The organism is Actinomycetospora chibensis (genome assembly GCF_028737215.1).
Taxonomy (GTDB): Bacteria; Actinomycetota; Actinomycetes; order Mycobacteriales; family Pseudonocardiaceae; genus Actinomycetospora; species Actinomycetospora chibensis.
Window position 1 is genome coordinate 56,032 of record NZ_JAQZAM010000009.1, and the last position, 15,889, is coordinate 71,920.

Annotated in this window: 17 protein-coding genes; 8 read left to right on the forward strand and 9 right to left on the reverse strand. The window is 76.1% G+C overall.

Annotation, left to right across the window (positions count from 1 at the left end; genetic code table 11):
- The first annotated feature begins 11 nt into the window (after positions 1 to 11).
- Positions 12 to 1,226, forward strand: coding sequence for a glycosyltransferase (locus PH189_RS15155; protein ID WP_274189640.1), 1,215 nt, complete (start codon positions 12 to 14; stop codon positions 1,224 to 1,226).
- On the opposite strand, the gene PH189_RS15160 is transcribed toward PH189_RS15155, so the two are convergent.
- Entirely contained in the window at positions 1,213 to 2,481 is a 1,269-nt protein-coding gene (locus PH189_RS15160) for an FAD-dependent oxidoreductase (RefSeq protein ID WP_274189641.1), read from the reverse strand. The genes PH189_RS15155 and PH189_RS15160 overlap by 14 nt on opposite strands.
- A 93-nt stretch (positions 2,482 to 2,574) precedes the next feature.
- On the opposite strand from PH189_RS15160, the gene PH189_RS15165 reads away from it, so the two are divergent.
- Entirely contained in the window at positions 2,575 to 3,186 is a 612-nt protein-coding gene (locus PH189_RS15165; protein WP_274189642.1) for a TetR/AcrR family transcriptional regulator, read from the forward strand.
- Between the two features lie 18 nt (positions 3,187 to 3,204).
- Here PH189_RS15165 and purE read toward each other — a convergent pair whose 3' ends face one another.
- From purE to PH189_RS15180, 3 genes are read right to left on the reverse strand one after another with little or no spacing between them, the layout of a single operon-like run.
- Positions 3,205 to 3,723: a 5-(carboxyamino)imidazole ribonucleotide mutase gene (gene purE / locus PH189_RS15170; protein ID WP_274189643.1), complete on the reverse strand. Its 519-nt coding sequence runs from the start codon at positions 3,721 to 3,723 to the stop codon at positions 3,205 to 3,207.
- On the reverse strand, positions 3,716 to 4,903 hold the full coding sequence (locus PH189_RS15175) for a 5-(carboxyamino)imidazole ribonucleotide synthase (RefSeq protein WP_274189644.1): 1,188 nt from the start codon (positions 4,901 to 4,903) through the stop codon (positions 3,716 to 3,718). Before PH189_RS15175 ends, purE begins: the two co-directional genes overlap by 8 nt.
- Positions 4,904 to 4,926: 23 nt before the next feature.
- Positions 4,927 to 5,874: a GGDEF domain-containing protein gene (locus PH189_RS15180; protein ID WP_274189645.1), complete on the reverse strand. Its 948-nt coding sequence runs from the start codon at positions 5,872 to 5,874 to the stop codon at positions 4,927 to 4,929.
- A gap of 173 nt (positions 5,875 to 6,047) precedes the next feature.
- On the opposite strand from PH189_RS15180, the gene PH189_RS15185 reads away from it, so the two are divergent.
- The 3 genes from PH189_RS15185 to PH189_RS15195 all read left to right on the forward strand — a co-directional run bounded on the left by PH189_RS15185 (position 6,048) and on the right by PH189_RS15195 (position 8,791).
- Positions 6,048 to 7,757 (forward strand): sigma-70 family RNA polymerase sigma factor, encoded by a 1,710-nt coding sequence (locus PH189_RS15185; protein WP_274189646.1) that lies wholly within the window; start codon positions 6,048 to 6,050, stop codon positions 7,755 to 7,757.
- Positions 7,754 to 8,269, forward strand: coding sequence for a GtrA family protein (locus PH189_RS15190; RefSeq protein ID WP_274189647.1), 516 nt, complete (start codon positions 7,754 to 7,756; stop codon positions 8,267 to 8,269). Before PH189_RS15185 ends, PH189_RS15190 begins: the two co-directional genes overlap by 4 nt.
- Positions 8,270 to 8,533: 264 nt before the next feature.
- Positions 8,534 to 8,791, forward strand: a complete 258-nt coding sequence (locus PH189_RS15195) for a hypothetical protein (protein WP_274189648.1) — start codon at positions 8,534 to 8,536, stop codon at positions 8,789 to 8,791.
- A 160-nt stretch (positions 8,792 to 8,951) separates the two neighbouring features.
- Here the strand turns inward: PH189_RS15195 and PH189_RS15200 are convergent, their stop codons facing one another.
- On the reverse strand, positions 8,952 to 10,232 hold the full coding sequence (locus PH189_RS15200; protein ID WP_274189649.1) for an ATP-binding protein: 1,281 nt from the start codon (positions 10,230 to 10,232) through the stop codon (positions 8,952 to 8,954).
- A 10-nt stretch (positions 10,233 to 10,242) separates the two neighbouring features.
- Positions 10,243 to 10,920, reverse strand: a complete 678-nt coding sequence (locus PH189_RS15205) for a response regulator transcription factor (RefSeq protein ID WP_274189650.1) — start codon at positions 10,918 to 10,920, stop codon at positions 10,243 to 10,245.
- Positions 10,921 to 10,969: 49 nt separating this feature from the next.
- Here PH189_RS15205 and hisN point away from each other — a divergent pair, with 49 nt between their 5' ends.
- Positions 10,970 to 11,809: a histidinol-phosphatase gene (gene hisN / locus PH189_RS15210; RefSeq protein WP_274189651.1), complete on the forward strand. Its 840-nt coding sequence runs from the start codon at positions 10,970 to 10,972 to the stop codon at positions 11,807 to 11,809.
- Here the strand turns inward: hisN and PH189_RS15215 are convergent.
- Positions 11,806 to 12,075 carry a hypothetical protein gene (locus tag PH189_RS15215; RefSeq protein WP_274189652.1) on the reverse strand — a complete coding sequence of 90 codons (270 nt, stop codon included), beginning with the start codon at positions 12,073 to 12,075 and terminating at the stop codon, positions 11,806 to 11,808. The genes hisN and PH189_RS15215 overlap by 4 nt on opposite strands.
- 73 nt (positions 12,076 to 12,148) lie before the next feature.
- On the opposite strand from PH189_RS15215, the gene PH189_RS15220 reads away from it, so the two are divergent.
- On the forward strand, positions 12,149 to 12,622 hold the full coding sequence (locus tag PH189_RS15220; protein ID WP_274189653.1) for a MaoC family dehydratase: 474 nt from the start codon (positions 12,149 to 12,151) through the stop codon (positions 12,620 to 12,622).
- Here PH189_RS15220 and PH189_RS15225 read toward each other — a convergent pair.
- Positions 12,576 to 13,259, reverse strand: coding sequence for a PH domain-containing protein (locus PH189_RS15225; RefSeq protein WP_274189654.1), 684 nt, complete (start codon positions 13,257 to 13,259; stop codon positions 12,576 to 12,578). The genes PH189_RS15220 and PH189_RS15225 overlap by 47 nt on opposite strands.
- A gap of 47 nt (positions 13,260 to 13,306) precedes the next feature.
- Positions 13,307 to 14,143 (reverse strand): biotin--[acetyl-CoA-carboxylase] ligase, encoded by an 837-nt coding sequence (locus PH189_RS15230; RefSeq protein WP_274189655.1) that lies wholly within the window; start codon positions 14,141 to 14,143, stop codon positions 13,307 to 13,309.
- A 79-nt stretch (positions 14,144 to 14,222) separates the two neighbouring features.
- On the opposite strand from PH189_RS15230, the gene PH189_RS15235 reads away from it, so the two are divergent.
- The gene (locus PH189_RS15235) at positions 14,223 to 15,866 is read left to right on the forward strand and encodes an acyl-CoA carboxylase subunit beta (RefSeq protein ID WP_274189656.1); all 1,644 of its coding nucleotides are present in this window, start codon (positions 14,223 to 14,225) and stop codon (positions 15,864 to 15,866) included.
- The last annotated feature ends 23 nt before the right edge of the window (positions 15,867 to 15,889 follow it).

The window sequence follows — 15,889 nt, forward strand, 5'->3', positions numbered from 1 at the left end:
GAGGAGGCCGGATGAGGGCGCTGCTGGTCACGGCGGGCTCGCGGGGAGACGTGGCACCGTTCCTCGCGCTGGCGCGCCACGGGGTCGCCCGGGGCGACGAGGTGCACCTCGCGGTCACGCGCGAGGCCCGCGACGACGCCGCCCGCACGGGCGCCGTCGTGCACGGTCTCGACGGCGACTTCGCCGCGCTCATCGCGACTCAGGGCACCTCGCCGTGGACGGCGCTGCGGACGTACCGGACGACGATGGCGCCGATGCTCGCGGCCATCGAGCGCTCCGCGGTCGCCGCGGCGCTCGCCGCGGCGCCGGACGTGCTGCTCACCCACCCGAAGATCCTCACGGCCGGCGCGATCGCGGCCCGCCGGGGACGGCCGTGGGTGCGCGCGGAGATCGTGCCGACGCTGACGCCCACCCGCGACTTCCCCGCCGCAGGCCTCCCGGTCCCCGACGTCCCGGCCCTGAACCCCCTGACCTTCCGCGCGCTCGCCGCCGGCGCCCGGCTCGGCGAGCGCGCGGCCCGGCGGCGCGTCGAGCGCGACATCGGACCGTTGCCGCCCGGCGCCGCCCCGACCCGCACCGTCGTACCGGTCAGCCCCGTCCTGCTGCCCCGGCCGGACGACTGGCCCGCCACGACCGTCGTCACCGGGCGCTGGGTGGACCCGCCGGACGGGACCGCCGGCCCGCCCGACCCCGAGCTCGACGACTTCCTCGCCGCCGGCGACGTGCACTACGCGGGCTTCGGCTCGATGGCGCGCGGCGACCCGCGCGCCCGGGCCCGCACGATCGTCGGCGTCCTGCGCGCCCGCGGTGCACGGGTCCTGCTGGTCACGGGGTGGGGCGGGCTCGAGGTGCCCGACGACCTCGCCGGTCCGGACGTGCTCGTCCGCCGGTCCGTCGACCACGCGTCGGTGCTGCCGCGCTGCGCCGCCGCGCTCCACCACGCCGGCGCGGGGACCGCCCACGCCGTGGTGGCCGCGGGCGTGCCGTCGGTGCCCGTGCCGATGTTCGCGGACCAGCCCTTCTGGGCGCGGCGGCTGCACACGGCCGGGCTGGCGGCGCCGCCCGTGCCGGCCGGGCGTCTCACCGGCGCGCGGCTGGACCGTGCCCTCGACGCCCTTCCGCCCCGCACAGACCTGGCCGGTCCCGCCGCTCGGATGGCGGCCGAGGACGGGGTCGGCGCGGCGTGGGCGGTGCTCGAGGAGACGGCGGGCCTCAGGCGGCCGTGACCGGGGCCCGGCGGGCGAAGTCGGGGGCACGCTCGGGGCGCAGGCCGACCCCGATGAGGTAGGCCGGAACAGCCGTCGCGGACGGGAACGCCGCGGCGATGCGGCGCACGATCCGCGGCGGGCCCGCCATCCGCCCCTCGAGGGCCGGCGTCACGATCGCCCGGTGCAGGAGGCGCTGGAGCGTCTGCACGGCGATCGTCGGCAGCAGGCGGCGACGGCGCACGCGGTCGAGGTCGGTACCGGTGACCCGTCGCCCGAGCAGCGGCTCCGCCAGCAGGGTCGCGGTGGCGACGGCGTCCTGCACCGCGAGGTTGATCCCCACCCCGCCGATCGGCGACATCGCGTGCGCGGCGTCGCCGATGCACAGGAGCCCGTCGACGTGCCAGCGACGCAGCCGGTCGAGGCGCACGTCGAGGAACCTGACATCGTCCATGCTCTCGAGGGCCTCGAGGCGGTCGGCGAGGTCGGGTGCGAGGTCCGCGACGTCGGCGCGGAAGGCCTCGATCCCCGCGGCACGGACCTCCGCGTCACGACCCTTGACCGTGAGGTAGCCGACCTGGAGGTAGCCCTCCCGCGGGATCACCACGGCCATACGCCCCGGCCCGATACGCGGGATGAGCGCGGGGCGGTCCTCGACGTCGTGCCGGGGCAACCGGAACCACCAGGCGTCCATGGGGCACGGGTACTCGACCACCTCGAGGCCCGCCCGGGCGCGCGCCGTCGAGCCGCGTCCGTCGCAGGCCACCGTGAGGTCCGCGGCGAGCTCTCCGGTCGTGCCGTCCGCGGTCCGGTACGCCACCCCGGTGACGCGTCCCGTGGCGTCGCGACGCAGGTCGGTGACCTCGGTGCTGCGGCGCAGCGTGAACGTCGGCTCGGCCTCGGCCGCGTCGGCGAGCAGGTCGAGGAGGTCCCACTGCGGGACCATCGCGACGTAGGGGTGGGTGACGCGGCCCGCGAGCCGGCGGAAGTCGCCGACCACCAGGCTCTCCCCGTCCCCGTCCCCGTCCCCGACCGGGAACGCGACCTCCTCCATCCGGCTCTGCGGCAGGGCGTCGAAGCGCTCCCCCAGGCCGAGCTCGTCGAGCAGGTCGAGCGTCGTCGGGTGGACGGTGTCGCCGCGGAAGTCCCGCAGGAAGTCCGCGTGCTTCTCGAGCACGGTGACCTCGACCCCGCCCCTGGCCAGCAGCAGCCCGAGCACCATCCCCGCCGGGCCGCCCCCGACCACGCAGCACGTCGTGCGCTCCACGGTCCCCACCCCATCTCCTGATCTCAACGTCTGTTGAATCCGAGTGTGCGCGCGTCCGCGCACGAAATCAACGGGTGTGGAAAAACGGGTAGGGTCGGGCACGTGACCGACACGAGGGGGTCCGCCCGGCGGGGGCGACGCCCCGGCGACTCCGGCACCCGGGAGGCGATCCTCGACGCGGCGCGCGGCCGGTTCAGCTCGGAGGGGTTCCGCTCGGCCACGGTGCGGGCCATCGCCGGCGACGCGGGCGTCGACCCTTCGCTGGTCATGCACTTCTTCGGCACCAAGCAGGCGCTGTTCGTGGCCGCCATGGAGTTCCCGATCAACCCGGCGGACGTCGTGCCCCACATCGTCGGGCCCGGGATCGACGGGCTGGGCGAGCGGCTGGTCCGGTTCCTGCTCGGGCTGGTCGACGAGCTCGGCGAGGCCAATCCGATGCTCGGGCTCGTGCGCTCGGCCGTCGGTCACCCCGATGCGGCCAGGATGATGCGGGAGTTCCTCGGCGAGGCGATCCTCGACCGCGTGGCGGCCGCCATCGAGGCCGACCGACCGCGCCTGCGCGCCGACCTCTGCGCCTCGCAGATCGTCGGGATCCTGATGGCCCGCCAGATCCTCGCGCTGCCCGAGCTCGCCGCCGCCGACCGCGAGACCCTCGTCGGGGTGTACGGCCGGACGATCCAGCGCTACCTCACGGAGCCGCTGGACCCTCGCTGATGCTCACCCCGGGGCCCATCACCCCTGGGCCTCACCGCGGGCGCGGGCCGCGAGCGCGGCGTCCTTGGTGGCGACGGTCTCGGCGAGCCCGGCCTGGAAGCGCTCCATCGCCCGGGCGAGCTCCGGGTCCGACGCGCCGAGGATGCGCACCGCGAGCAGCCCCGCGTTGCGCGCCCCGCCGATGGACACCGTCGCGACGGGCACGCCGGCGGGCATCTGCACGATCGAGAGCAGCGAGTCCATGCCGTCGAGGTGCGCGAGCGGCACCGGCACGCCGATCACCGGCAGCACGGTGGCCGAGGCGACCATGCCGGGCAGGTGCGCCGCCCCGCCCGCGCCCGCGATGACCACCCGCACGCCGCGGCCCGCGGCGGCGCCGGCCCAGTCGAGCATCGTGCGCGGGGTGCGGTGCGCCGAGAGCACCCGCGCCTCCCAGCCCACGCCGAACTCGTCGAGCGCGGTCGCGGCGGCGCTCATCGTCGGCCAGTCGGAATCGCTGCCCATGACGACGGCGACGGGCGGGATCGTCTCACTCATGCGCTGTCCATCCGTCGCTCCACACGCCGGTGGAGAGGTGGTCGGCGGCGAGGCGGGCGCGGGTGCGCACCTCGTCGAGGTCGTCCCCGCGCACGGTCACGTGGCCGATCTTGCGGCCGGGACGCTCGGCCTTCCCGTAGAGGTGCACGCGCGCGTCGGGGAACCGCGCGTAGGTGTGGTGCAGACGCTCGTCGGTGCGCATCGCGGGCGTCGGGTCGCCGCCGAGGACGTTGGCCATCACGGTGACCGGCGCGGTGGTCGACGTCGCGCCGAGCGGGTAGTCGAGCACCGCGCGCAGGTGCTGCTCGAACTGCGAGGTCACCGAGCCCTCGATCGTCCAGTGGCCCGAGTTGTGGGGGCGCATGGCGAGCTCGTTGACGAGCAGCCCCTCCTCGGTCTCGAAGAGCTCCACCGCGAGCAGCCCGACGACGCCGAGCGCCGCGGCGACGCGCAGGGCGAGCTCGCCGGCCTCCTCGGCGCGCTCCGGGTCGAGCCCCGGTGCGGGGGCGAGCACCTCGGTGCAGATGCCCTGCTCCTGGACGGTCTCGACGATCGGCCACACGGCCGCCTGTCCGAACGGCGAGCGCGCCAGCAGGGCCGCGAGCTCGCGGCGCAGGGCCACCCGCTGCTCGACCATGAGCGGGGTGCCGGCGGCCAGCAGCTCGTCGACGGTGCTCCGCGCCTGCTCGGCGTCGTCGAGGACCCACACGCCGCGCCCGTCGTAGCCGCCCCGCACCGCCTTGAGCACCACCGGCCAGCCGTGGTCGGCGGCGAAGGTCAGGACGTCCTCGGGGCCCGACACCGCGGCGAACGGGGGCACCGGCTCCCCGAGCTCGGCGAGCCGGGTGCGCATGACGAGCTTGTCCTGGGCGTGCAGCAGCGCGTCGGGGCCGGGGTGGACGGTGTGACCCTCCTCGACCAGGGCGCGGAGGTGCTCGCCGGGCACGTGCTCGTGGTCGAAGGTGATCGCCTCGGCGCCGGCGCCGGCCTTGCGGAGGGCGTCGAGGTCGCGGTGGTCGCCCAGCAGGACGTCCGGCGCCACCAGCGCCGCGGGCTCGTCGGGGCCCGCCGCCAGCACCCGAAGCGACTGCCCGAGGGCCACCGCCGCCTGGTGCGTCATCCGCGCCAGCTGACCGGCGCCGATCATGGTCACCACGGGCAGGCCGGTGCGCTCGTCCACGGTCGGGAGACAGTACGCGCTGCTCAGACCTCTGCTGGGCCCGGCTCGTCAGGGCCCGGCTCGTCGGGGCCTTCGTCACGCAGCCGCTCGAGCAGCGCGCAGGCACCGTCGTGGGTGGCGGGCAGGCGCGCGATCCGCACCGAGGGCGTCCCGACCATGCCCTCGGCGGCGGCGAGCCTGCGCCCCAGCAGGCGGCGCAGCACCGCCGCACGCTCGGCGAGGCCGCCGCGCGGGGCGAGGACGACCACCGTGCCGCGCCCCACGACCGCGATCGACTCGCCGGCGTCGAACACGACCCCGGCCGCCTCCCCGGCGATCGTGAGCGGCGCGACGCGCCGCCAGTCGCGGACGTCGAGCGCGAGGACCACCAGCGCGTGCTCCTCGCCCGCGGCGTGGCCGTGGGCGCGGGCGGCGCGGTAGATCTCGGCCAGCCGGGTCCGCAGGTAGCGGACGCTCGCGAGCCCCGAGAGAGGGTCGACGGCGGCGGTCTCGGCGAGGTCGCCGCAGGCCACGTCGGTCCAGGCCACCGAGACCGCGCGCAGCAGCCGCACGCCGTCGGGCCCGCGACCGGGCGGGGCCACGTCGAGCGCCGACGCCGTCGGATCGTCCCGTCCCGGCGTGTCGGAGCCGCCCCCGGAGACCGCGGTGTTGAGGGCGGCGAGGTCGGTGAGGGTCTCGGCCAGCCCGACGCCCGCGCCGGCCCGGGCACCCGCCCACCGGGCGAGGGCCCGCTCCACCGCGCGGTCGCGGGCGGCCGTGCCGCCGGGATGGCGGGCGGTGACCACGGCGCACACCGCGTCCACCGCCGGGTCGGGCCACTCGGCGGCTGCGCCCCAGCCCAGCGCGCAGCTGCACGCGAACCACCGCTCGCGCAGCGCGGCCGCACGCCCGGGTCGCGGGGCCGCCCCGTCCACCGCGCCGCGACCGGGCCCGCTGCCCGCCGGGCCACCCGTGTTCGTCCTGGCGTCCATCCCCGCGCCGACCTCCGGCGTTCGTCGTTCTGCTGCGTGCCGTCGTAGGCCTCGCGTGAGGTCCACGGGGAGGAGACGCGCGGGGACGTCGCCCATGACGGTGACGGTCACCGGTTCGGCCGATCGCTGCAGGACAGACTGCGCCGGACGGGTGAGGGGGGTGGTCAGGGGCGATGCCGCAGGACGACGGGCAGGTCGGTGACGCCTCCGACCCCGCCGACGGCAGTGCCGACGCCCGTGCGGAGGCCGCTGCCGACGCCGCTGCCGACACCGGCGGACGTCCCGGGGAGGACCTGCGCAGCGACGCCGAGCTCATCGCCCGCCTGCGCGGCCGCGGCGCGGACCGGGACTCGACCGACGCCTTCGCGACGCTCTACGGGCGCCACCAGGAGGCCGCGCGCGCCCTGGCCCGCCAGCTCGCCCGCTCCCCCGCGGACGCCGACGACCTCGTGGCGGGCGCGTTCACACGCCTGCTCGAGATCCTGCGCGCCGGCCGCGGGCCCACCGAGGCGTTCCGGGCGTACCTGTTGACCTCGGTGCGGCACCTCGCCTACGACCGCAGCCGCGCCGAGCGTCGCCTGGACCTCACCGACGACATCGCCGACGTCCACGGCATCGACCCCGACGGCACGATCGTCCCGTTCACCGACCCCGCGCTCGCGGGGTTCGAGCGGACCCTCGCCGCGCGGGCGTTCACGACGCTGCCCGAGCGCTGGCAGGCGGTGCTCTGGCACATCGAGGTCGAGGGCGACAGCCCGGCCGACATCGCGCCGCTGTTCGGCCTGACCCCCAACGCCGTCTCCGCGCTGGGCTACCGCGCGCGGGAGGGGCTGCGGCAGGCCTACCTGCAGGAGCACCTCGCGTCCGGTTCCGGGCGGTGGGACCGGCGGCACCGCGAGACCGGCGAGAAGCTCGGCGCCTACACCCGCGGCGGGCTCGCCCGCCGGGAGGCGCAGCGGGTCGAGGCGCACCTGGCCGAGTGCGACGAGTGCCGCGCGCTCGCCGACGAGCTGCGCGACGTCAACGCCGGCATGATCCGCTCCGTCGTGGCGCCGCTCGTGCTCGGCGCCGGGCTCGTCGGCTACCTGGCCTCCCGCGGCTCCACCGGCCCCCTGGCCTTCGACGCGAGCACGGGCGAGCTCGCCGTCGCCGGGGGTGGCGCGCTGGGCGTGCTCGGGGCGCTCACCGGGATCACCGCCGCGCCGCGCCCGGCCGCGCCGACCCGGATCGGTGTCGCCGGCGCCCTCGGCCTCGCGGGCGTGGTGAGCGTCGCCGCGTTCGTCGTCGGCGACGTCGTCGAGCCACCGGCGTCGCCGCCGCAGGCCGCCCCCGGCCTCGCCCTGCCGCCGCTCGCGCTGCTGCCGCCGCGGCTGCCCGGGGTGCCGGTCGCGCCCCCGGTGTCCCCGCCGCCAGCCCCCCACGATCCCGCCCTGGCCGTGCCCGATCTCGCCGACCCCGGGGCCGGTGCCGGCGCCGGGGAGGCGGGGGGCGCCGGGGAGGCGGGGGGCGCCGGGGGCACCGGGGGCCGGGTCACGGCGATGGTCTCCGCGGGAGCCGTGTCCCCGGGGTCGGGACGCGCCACTGCGAGGTCGTCGTCGGACCCGACCCCGAGGGCCGCCGAGCGGACTCCGACGCGTTCCTCGGACCGGATCCCAGCGCGCTCCCCCGCTCGGTCCGCGCCGGCGATGGCGGCAGGGCCGGACGGGGAGTCCGCGGCGCGCGCCTCCGGCGCGGCACTGGTGGTCCCCGCCCCGGAGCGCAGCCGCCGGGCGGACGCGCCCGACTGCACCGTGACGACCCGCCTGCCGGTGCTGGGATCCGCGGGCCTGGTCTGCCCGATCGGCCGTGCGGAGCGGGAGGCGTCACTAGACTCGCGTCGATGACCGAGCACCGGACGCGCGGCGTGCCGCTGCTGCGGGCATGGCCACGACAGGGGTGGCTCGGCCGGCTCGCGGAGCGTCACGGCGAGCTCTTCAAGTTCGCGGCCGTCGGGGCGATCACGTTCGTCGTGGACACCGCGGTGTTCGTCACCGCCAAGTCGACGGTGCTCGAGCCCAAGCCCGTCACCGCCAAGGTCGTCGCGGTGCTCGTGGCGACGATCGTCGGGTACGTCCTCAACCGCGAGTGGTCGTTCCGCCTCCGCGGGGGCCGCGGCCGCCCGCACGAGGCCCTCCTCTACTTCGCGGTGGCCGGCGTGGCGCTGGGCATCAACGCCGCCCCGCTCGGGGTCTCCCGCTACGTGCTCGACCTCGCGCAGCCCGCAGTGTCGGCGCTCACCGAGCACGTGGCCGACCTGGTCAGTGCCCAGATCATCGGCACCCTGCTCGCCATGGTCTTCCGGTGGTGGGCGTTCCGGCGCTGGGTGTTCCCCGACGAGGTCGGCCCGCTGCGCTGAGGTCGGCCCGCTGCGCTGAGGTCGGGCTGGGCCCGGGGCCTCGCCCGTCGTGATCGCCCCGGGGCCCGATCGGGGCACCGGGCTGGCCCCGACGGAGGCGCCGGTCATCGCACGGTCGCCACTCGACGACCGTCGGTCTCCGACCAGGGGCCGGTCACCGCCCGATCGCGGAAGGAAACGCAAGGTTCTTGATACCTTCGGTACCGCGCTCCCGACCGGTCGGTCGGGTGGTTCGGGACACCAGGACGCGGAGGAGGACCTGCTGTGCCCAGACTGCCGTGCCCCCGTCGGCCCGCCGGCCGGCCCGCGACCACGGATCCTCTGTTCGAACCCGACGAGCTCGAACACTGCGACGGCCTCATGGTCCTCGTCCTCGATCCCGTCACCGGCGCCGCCGACACCTACGGCCCGTACCCCGCCGGACGGGCGCGCGCCGAGGCCGACGGCCGACGCCAGGAGCTCGACGCGGAGGACCTCACCGAGGTCACCGTGGCGCTCGTGCGCCACCACCGCCCCCGCTGAAGCCCCTCCGGCGCGTGCCGGGAGGTCCTCGCGGCTCGGGCTGACGCCGTCCCGGGGGCGCCGCCGGGGATCAGCCACGCCCGGAGGTCACCGGGGCGAAGGACACGCGAGATCCGCCTCGTACGTGCCTGCCGGCCTGCGGATCTCCCGGCCGGGCCCTCTACCGCGGTCCCGTCGTGGGCAGCGGGCGCGGGGCGGCGACGGTGCGGTCGGTGCGCGGTACGGGCAGGAACACGGCGAAGGTCGCCGGCCTGGTGCGCGCGAGCTCGAGGCGCCCGCCATCGGCCTCGACGAGCGCGCGGGCCAGCGCGAGTCCCACCCCCGTGGACGCCGCCCCCGAGACCCCGCGGTCGAAGACGTGCGGGGCGAGCTCCGGCGGGACGCCGTCCCCGTGGTCGCCGACCTCGACGACGATCATGTCGTTGTCCGAGAGCCGCGCCGCGAGCGTGACCGTCCCCCGCCCGTGGCGCAGGGCGTTGTCGACGAGCACCCCCAGCGCCTCACGCAGCCGCCCGGACGTGGCGCGCGCGACCAGCCCCTCCGGCGCCCGCACCCGCACCGTGCGGCTCTCGGCGCGCAGCGGGTCGCGCCACTCGGCGGCCACCGCCTCCAGCTCGCCCGACACCTCGACCGGCGCCGCCCCCGCGGCGCGCGCCTCGCGGGCGGACGCGAGCAGCTCGTCGAGCACCTCGGCGAGACGTTCGGCCTGCTCGAGGGCCGCCGCCCCCTCGCCGGCCACGTCGTCGTCGGGGTGGGCGGCGAGCTCGTCGAGGCGCAGCTGCAGCGCGGTCAACCGGCTGCGGAGCTGGTGGGACACGTCGCCCACGAGCTCGCGCTCGCGCTGGAGGAGCTCGGCGAGCGCGGTGGCCGAGGAGTCCAGGACGTCGGAGACCCGGTCCAGCTCGGGGATGCCGTGGCGGTGGGGCGCGGGCCGGAAGTCGCCCGCACCGAGCCGGGCCGCCCGTCCCGCCACCTGCTGCAGCGGGTCCGCGAGACGCCGGGCGGTCAGCGTCGCGACGACCGCACCCACGCCCACCGACAGCAGCACCGCGGCCAGCACCAGCGCCGTCGCCTGCAGCTGGCGGTTGCGCATCTCCGTGATCGGCTCCGAGAGCACCGCCGAGCCGGACAGGCCGAACGGCAGCGTCTCGCTGACCGTGGCGCCGGGCTCGAGAACGCCCAGCGTGCTGACCCCGCGCGGCGTGCGCACCACCAGCGACCCGCCCGGCGGCACCGCGATGCCCACCGCGCTGAGGTCCACCGGCCGGTCGGCCGAGACCTGCGTGTCCAGCGTCGCGACCACCTGGCGCAGCCGGGAGTTGATGTCCGCGCGGGTGAAGTCCTCCACCAGCCGCCACGTGGTGAGCGCCAGCGGCCCGCCCAGCACCGCCACCGTGATGGTGACGACGATGAGCGTGGAGATCAGGATCCGACGGCGCACGCGGGACGACCTAGGTGTTGAAGCGGAACCCGACGCCGCGCACCGTGCTGATGCGACGGCCGCCGCCCGCCCCGGTGCCGCCCTCGTCGGCGAGCTTGCGCCGCAGCCACGACATGTGCATGTCGAGGGTCTTCGAGGTCTTCATCTCCGGGTCGTTCCACACCTCGCGCAGGATCTCCTCGCGGGTGACCACCTGTCCGGCGTGCGCCATGAGCACCCGCAGGAGCTCGAACTCCTTGTTCGCGAGCCCGACCTCGACCCCGTCGACGGTGACCCGGCGCGCCGACGGCTCGAGCCGCACCCCGCCAGCGTCCAGCACCTCCGGGGCCCGGCGTCGCAGCAGCGCCCGCACCCGGGCCAGCAGCTCGGCCAACCGGAAGGGCTTGCCCACGTAGTCGTCCGCGCCCGCGTCGAGCCCGACGACGAAGTCGACCTCGTCGGTGCGCGCCGTGAGCATGAGGACCGGGAGATCCGGCTGGTCGACGCGCACGCGCCGGCAGACCTCGAGGCCGTCCATGCCGGGCAGGCCGAGGTCGAGCACCATCAGGTCCGGCCCCGCCGCACCCGCGCGGTGGAGCGCGGCCTGACCGTCGCCGACGACGTCGACCTCGTAGCCCTCGCGCTGCAGCGCCCGGGACAGGGGTCCGGCGATCGCCGCGTCGTCCTCGACGAGCAGCACCGTGGTCACGTCGCCACAGTAGACCGGTGGTCGGCGTCTGCTGGCACGATCGCCCGCCATGAGCCCCACGGACGGACGAGGCGGACGAGGCGGACGAGGCGGACGAGGCGGACATTCCGACGACCTCGCCCTCGCCCTGGCCCTCGCCGACACCGCCGACGCGGTGACCCTGCCGCGCTTCCGGGCGGCCGACCTGCGCGTCGAGCGCAAGCCCGACCGCACGCCCGTCACCGACGCCGACACCGCGTGCGAGGACCGCCTGCGGTCGGTGATCGCCGACCACCGCCCCGACGACGCCGTGCTGGGCGAGGAACGCGGTGGCGAGCTCGGGGCGGGCCGCGTGTGGGTGCTCGACCCGATCGACGGCACCAAGAACTTCTCCCGCGGCGTGCCGGTGTGGGCGACACTCATCGGCCTCGTCGAGGACGGCCGTCCCACCGTCGGCGTCGTGTCCGCGCCGGCCCTCGGGCGGCGGTGGTGGGCCGCCACCGGCGCCGGCGCCCACACCGCCGACCCCGCCCGCGGGGTGGAGGACGAGCGCATCCGGGTGTCCGGCGTCGGCGACCTCGCCGACGCCTACGCGTCCACCACCGACCTCGACCACTGGCGCACCATCGGACTCCAGGACCGCTGGCTCGCCCTGACGCAGGCGTGCTGGGAGAGCCGCGCTTTCGGCGACTTCTGGCACCACTGCCTGGTGGCCGAGGGCCTGATCGACGTCGCCGTGGACCCCGGGGCCAACACCTGGGACCTCGCCGCCGCCCAGGTGATCGTCGAGGAGGCCGGCGGGCGCCTGACCGATCTCACCGGCGCCGTCCGCTGCGACGGCGGCGACGCCCTGGTGACCAACGGGCACCTGCACGAGGCGGCCCTCGCGATCCTGACGCCGGACCGTTAGCCGGACGCGGCGAGCCGCGCCCACACCAGCCGCCCGAACAGCGAGAAGCAGGCGGCCGACTCGTCGTCGAACCGCGTCCACTCGAACCGTCCACCCCGTTCGCACCAGAACACCTCCCAGGTCCCGTCCGCGGTCCCGTCCGCGGTCCCGTCCTCGGCGGCCACGGCGCGCACGCACCACGCCCGATCGGCCTCCGCGTCCACGCTGACGGCCGCGTCGGCCACCCCGGCCGCGGCCAGCCACCCCGCCAGCTCACCGGCTCGCACACGGGGTCCGACGCAGCCGGGGCCCGAACGGTTCCGTCGGGTCGTCGCGGACGTCCGGTGGCACCATCCCCCCGTGCCCGACCCCGAGGTGTACTTCGAGGACCTGCCCGCCGGTCGGCGCATCGCGCTGGGCTCGGTGGTCGTCGACCGCGACGAGATGCTCGCGTTCAACCGCCGCTTCGACCCACAGCCCTTCCACGTCGACGAGGACGCCGCGACGGCGTCGTTGTTCGGCGGGCTGTGCGCTTCGGGCTGGTTCACCGCCTCGCTGTGGATGCGGTGCTACGTCGACGCCCTGCTGTCCCGGTCGGCGTCGCTGGGCTCCCCGGGCGGCGACGAGATCGCCTGGCCGGCGCCGGTGTTCCCGGGCGACCGGCTGGACGCGACGATGGAGGTGGTCGCCGCCCGCGTGTCGGCGAGTCGCCCGCAGCTCGGGCTCATCACCCTCACGGGCACGCTGACCAGGGCCGAGCCGGAGGCCGTCGTCTTCCGCTCCCGCTTCACCGGGATGTTCGGGCGGCGCGACGGCGCCACCGACCCCGCCTGACCGGCGCGGCCTCCCCGGCCGGCTCCTCGAGGTCGTCGTCGCTCCCGTCCTCGAGAGCCTCCGGACCGTCCGTGTCCTCCGTGTCCCCCGGGTCCTCCGGGTCCGACGGCCAGGACCCCCAGTCGTCGTCCGCCTCGGCCAGGGCCAGGCCGCCCCGCTCGTCGGCGACGCCCTCGACGAGCGAGGCCAGACGCTCGACGTCGCCCAGACCGACGAACTCCCAGGGCTCCCGGGTCCCCGCCGTGGACACGATCAGCGTGCCCGCCCCCAGGACCGAGGTCCGGCGGGTGCGCACGTCGGTGATCGTCGCGCCGGGCACGACCACGCTCTCCCGGGAGAGCACGCCCTCCCGCACGAGCAGCCGCCGGTCGGTGACGACGAGGTGCGTGCAGCGCCAGCGCACCAGCGGGAGCACCGCGAGCCAGACGATGGCGATCACCGCGAGCAGCACGAGCGCCAGGCGCACGGCGGTGCGGGTGGATCCGGTGGGGATCGATCCCGCGAGCGCGGCGAGGAACGCGGCGAGGAACACCGCGACGGGCGGGACCACCGCGGGCACGAGCAGCATGCGCCAGTGCGGCCGACGGTGGGCGAGCACGTGCTCGCCACGGCGCAGCACCGCGTCGGGGTAGGCCACGCGCACCCCCTCGACCCGCCCGGCCGTCGCCGGGGATGCGCCAGAGGCTAACGAGCCGCGGGCCGCACGTGGACCACGTCGCCCGCCGACACCACGGTCGTGTCGCCCCCGGGCTCCCTCACGGCCAGGCGCCCGTCGCGGTCGACGTCGACGGCCCGGCCGTCGAGGACCCGCCCGCCGGGCAGCGTCACGGTCACCTCGCGCCCGAGCGTCGCGCACCGCGCCCGGTAGTCCTCGACGATGCCGGCCGCGACGACGTCGCCGTGCGCACCGCGCCAGCGGGCGTCGAGGTCGGCCAGCGCGCGCAGGACCGCGACGAGCACGGCCTCCCGGTCGAGGTGCCCGAAGCCCTCCGCGGCCAACGACGTCGCCCCGGCGGGCAGATCGGCGACCGCGGTGCCGACGTTGAGCCCGATGCCCACGACGAGCGTCCGGTCGTCGTCCCGTCCCCCGCCGACCTCGGCGAGGATCCCGGCGCCCTTCGCGGCGTCGGTGCCGAGCAGCAGGTCGTTGGGCCACTTCAGCGCCGCGGGCACCTCCCCGCCCGTGACCCGGTCGACCGCCTCGACGAGCGCGAGCCCGGCCAGCAGCGGCGCCCAGCCCCACCGCTCGACGGCCACCTCGCGCGGGCGCAGCAGGATCGAGAAGGTCAGACCCTCCCCCGCGCGGTCGGACCACACGCGGTCGCGCCGACCACGTCCCGCGTCCTGGTGCTCGGCGACCAGCACGGTGCGGTCGGGAGCCGCGTCCGGGCCGGAGGCGCGCGCGAGCAGGTCGGCGTTCGTCGAGCCGGTGCGCGCGACGACGTCGAGCGACGCCCACGGCCCGGTGGGCGGGCCCACGGCGTGACGCAGCGCGTCCTGGTCCAGCGGTCCGGGTGCCACGCGCGCACCGTAGTGCCGCTGATCACCTCAACGGCACGAAGCCGGGCCGTGTCGGAGCCGGTCGCTACAGTGCCGGGCCATGACCGCCGCGACGGAGCCGCTGCCGGAGCCGGATGACGCCTCGGGCGAGCCGGACATCCACACCTCGGCGGGCAAGCTCGCCGACTGGCACCGGCGCCAGGACGACGTCATCCACGCCGGCAGCGAGCGCGCCGTCGAGCGTCAGCACGCCAAGGGCCGCAAGACGGCCCGCGAGCGACTCGACCTGCTGCTCGACGAGGGCTCGTTCCTCGAGTTCGACGCGATGGCCCGGCACCGGTCCACCAACTTCGGCCTCGAGCAGAACCGCCCCTACGGCGACGGGGTCGTCACCGGCCAGGGCACCATCGACGGCCGCCCGGTGTGCGTGTTCTCCCAGGACGCCACCGTCTTCGGCGGGGCGCTCGGCGAGGTCTACGGCGAGAAGATCGTCAAGGTCATGGACGTCGCCATGAAGATCGGCTGCCCCGTCGTCGGCATCAACGACGGCGGCGGCGCGCGCATCCAGGAGGGCGTCGTCGCCCTCGGGCTCTACGGCGAGATCTTCCGGCGCAACGTGCACGCCTCGGGGGTCATCCCCCAGATCTCGCTCGTCATGGGCCCGGCGGCCGGTGGCGCGGTGTACTCCCCGGCGCTCACCGACTTCACGATCATGGTCGACGAGACGTCCTTCATGTTCATCACCGGCCCGGACGTGATCAAGACCGTGACGGGCGAGGACGTGGGGTTCGAGGAGCTCGGCGGCGCCCGCACCCACAACGCCACCTCGGGCAACGCGCACTACCTGGCCTCCGACGAGGACGACGCGATCTCCTACGTCCAGGAGCTGCTCAGCTACCTGCCGTCGAACAACCTCACCGACCCGCCGCGCATCGCGGGCGAGGAGGAGTCGGGCTCGGTCCCGGACGGGATCACCGAGACCGACCTCGAGCTCGACACGCTGGTGCCCGACTCGCCCAACCAGCCCTACGACATCCGCGAGGCGATCACCCGCGTCGTCGACGACGGCGACTTCCTCGAGGTCCAGGCGCTCTACGCGGCCAACATGGTCACCGGCTACGGGCGCGTCGAGGGCCGCCCCGTGGGCATCGTCGCCAACCAGCCGACGCAGCTCGCCGGCTGCCTCGACATCGGGGCCAGCGAGAAGGCCGCGCGGTTCGTGCGCACCTGCGACACGTTCAACATCCCGGTGCTCACCTTCGTCGACGTCCCGGGATTCCTGCCCGGCACCGACCAGGAGTACAACGGGATCATCCGGCGCGGCGCGAAGCTGATCTACGCGTACGCCGAGGCGACGGTCCCGCTGGTCACGGTCATCTGCCGCAAGGCCTACGGCGGCGCCTACGACGTCATGGGCTCCAAGCACCTCGGCGCCGACGTCAACATCGCCTGGCCCACCGCGCAGATCGCGGTCACCGGGGCGTCCGGCGCGGTCAGCATCCTGTACCGCAAGGAGCTTTCGAAGGTGGCCGACTCCGGCGGCGACGTCGAGGCCCGCCGCGCCGAGCTCCAGCAGGAGTACGAGGACACGCTGGCCAACCCGTACGTCGCGGCCGAGCGCGGGTACGTCGACGCCGTCGTGCCCCCGTCGCACACCCGCGGGTACGTGGCCCGCTCGCTGCGGATGCTCGAGACCAAGCGCGAGACGCTGCCGCCGCGCAAGCACGGGAACGTGCCCCTGTGAGCGCAGCGAACGCGGAGGTGTGG

Excerpts from the sequence above, each read along its gene's own strand:
- hisN (WP_274189651.1), top strand. The coding sequence starts at position 10,970 with ATGAGCCCCACGGACGGACGAGGCGGACGAGGCGGACGAGGCGGACGA.
- PH189_RS15235 (WP_274189656.1), top strand. The coding sequence starts at position 14,223 with ATGACCGCCGCGACGGAGCCGCTGCCGGAGCCGGATGACGCCTCGGGC.
- PH189_RS15180 (WP_274189645.1), bottom strand. The coding sequence starts at position 5,874 with ATGGACGCCAGGACGAACACGGGTGGCCCGGCGGGCAGCGGGCCCGGT.
- PH189_RS15155 (WP_274189640.1), top strand. The coding sequence starts at position 12 with ATGAGGGCGCTGCTGGTCACGGCGGGCTCGCGGGGAGACGTGGCACCG.
- purE (WP_274189643.1), bottom strand. The coding sequence starts at position 3,723 with ATGAGTGAGACGATCCCGCCCGTCGCCGTCGTCATGGGCAGCGATTCC.
- PH189_RS15185 (WP_274189646.1), top strand. The coding sequence starts at position 6,048 with ATGCCGCAGGACGACGGGCAGGTCGGTGACGCCTCCGACCCCGCCGAC.
- PH189_RS15190 (WP_274189647.1), top strand. The coding sequence starts at position 7,754 with ATGACCGAGCACCGGACGCGCGGCGTGCCGCTGCTGCGGGCATGGCCA.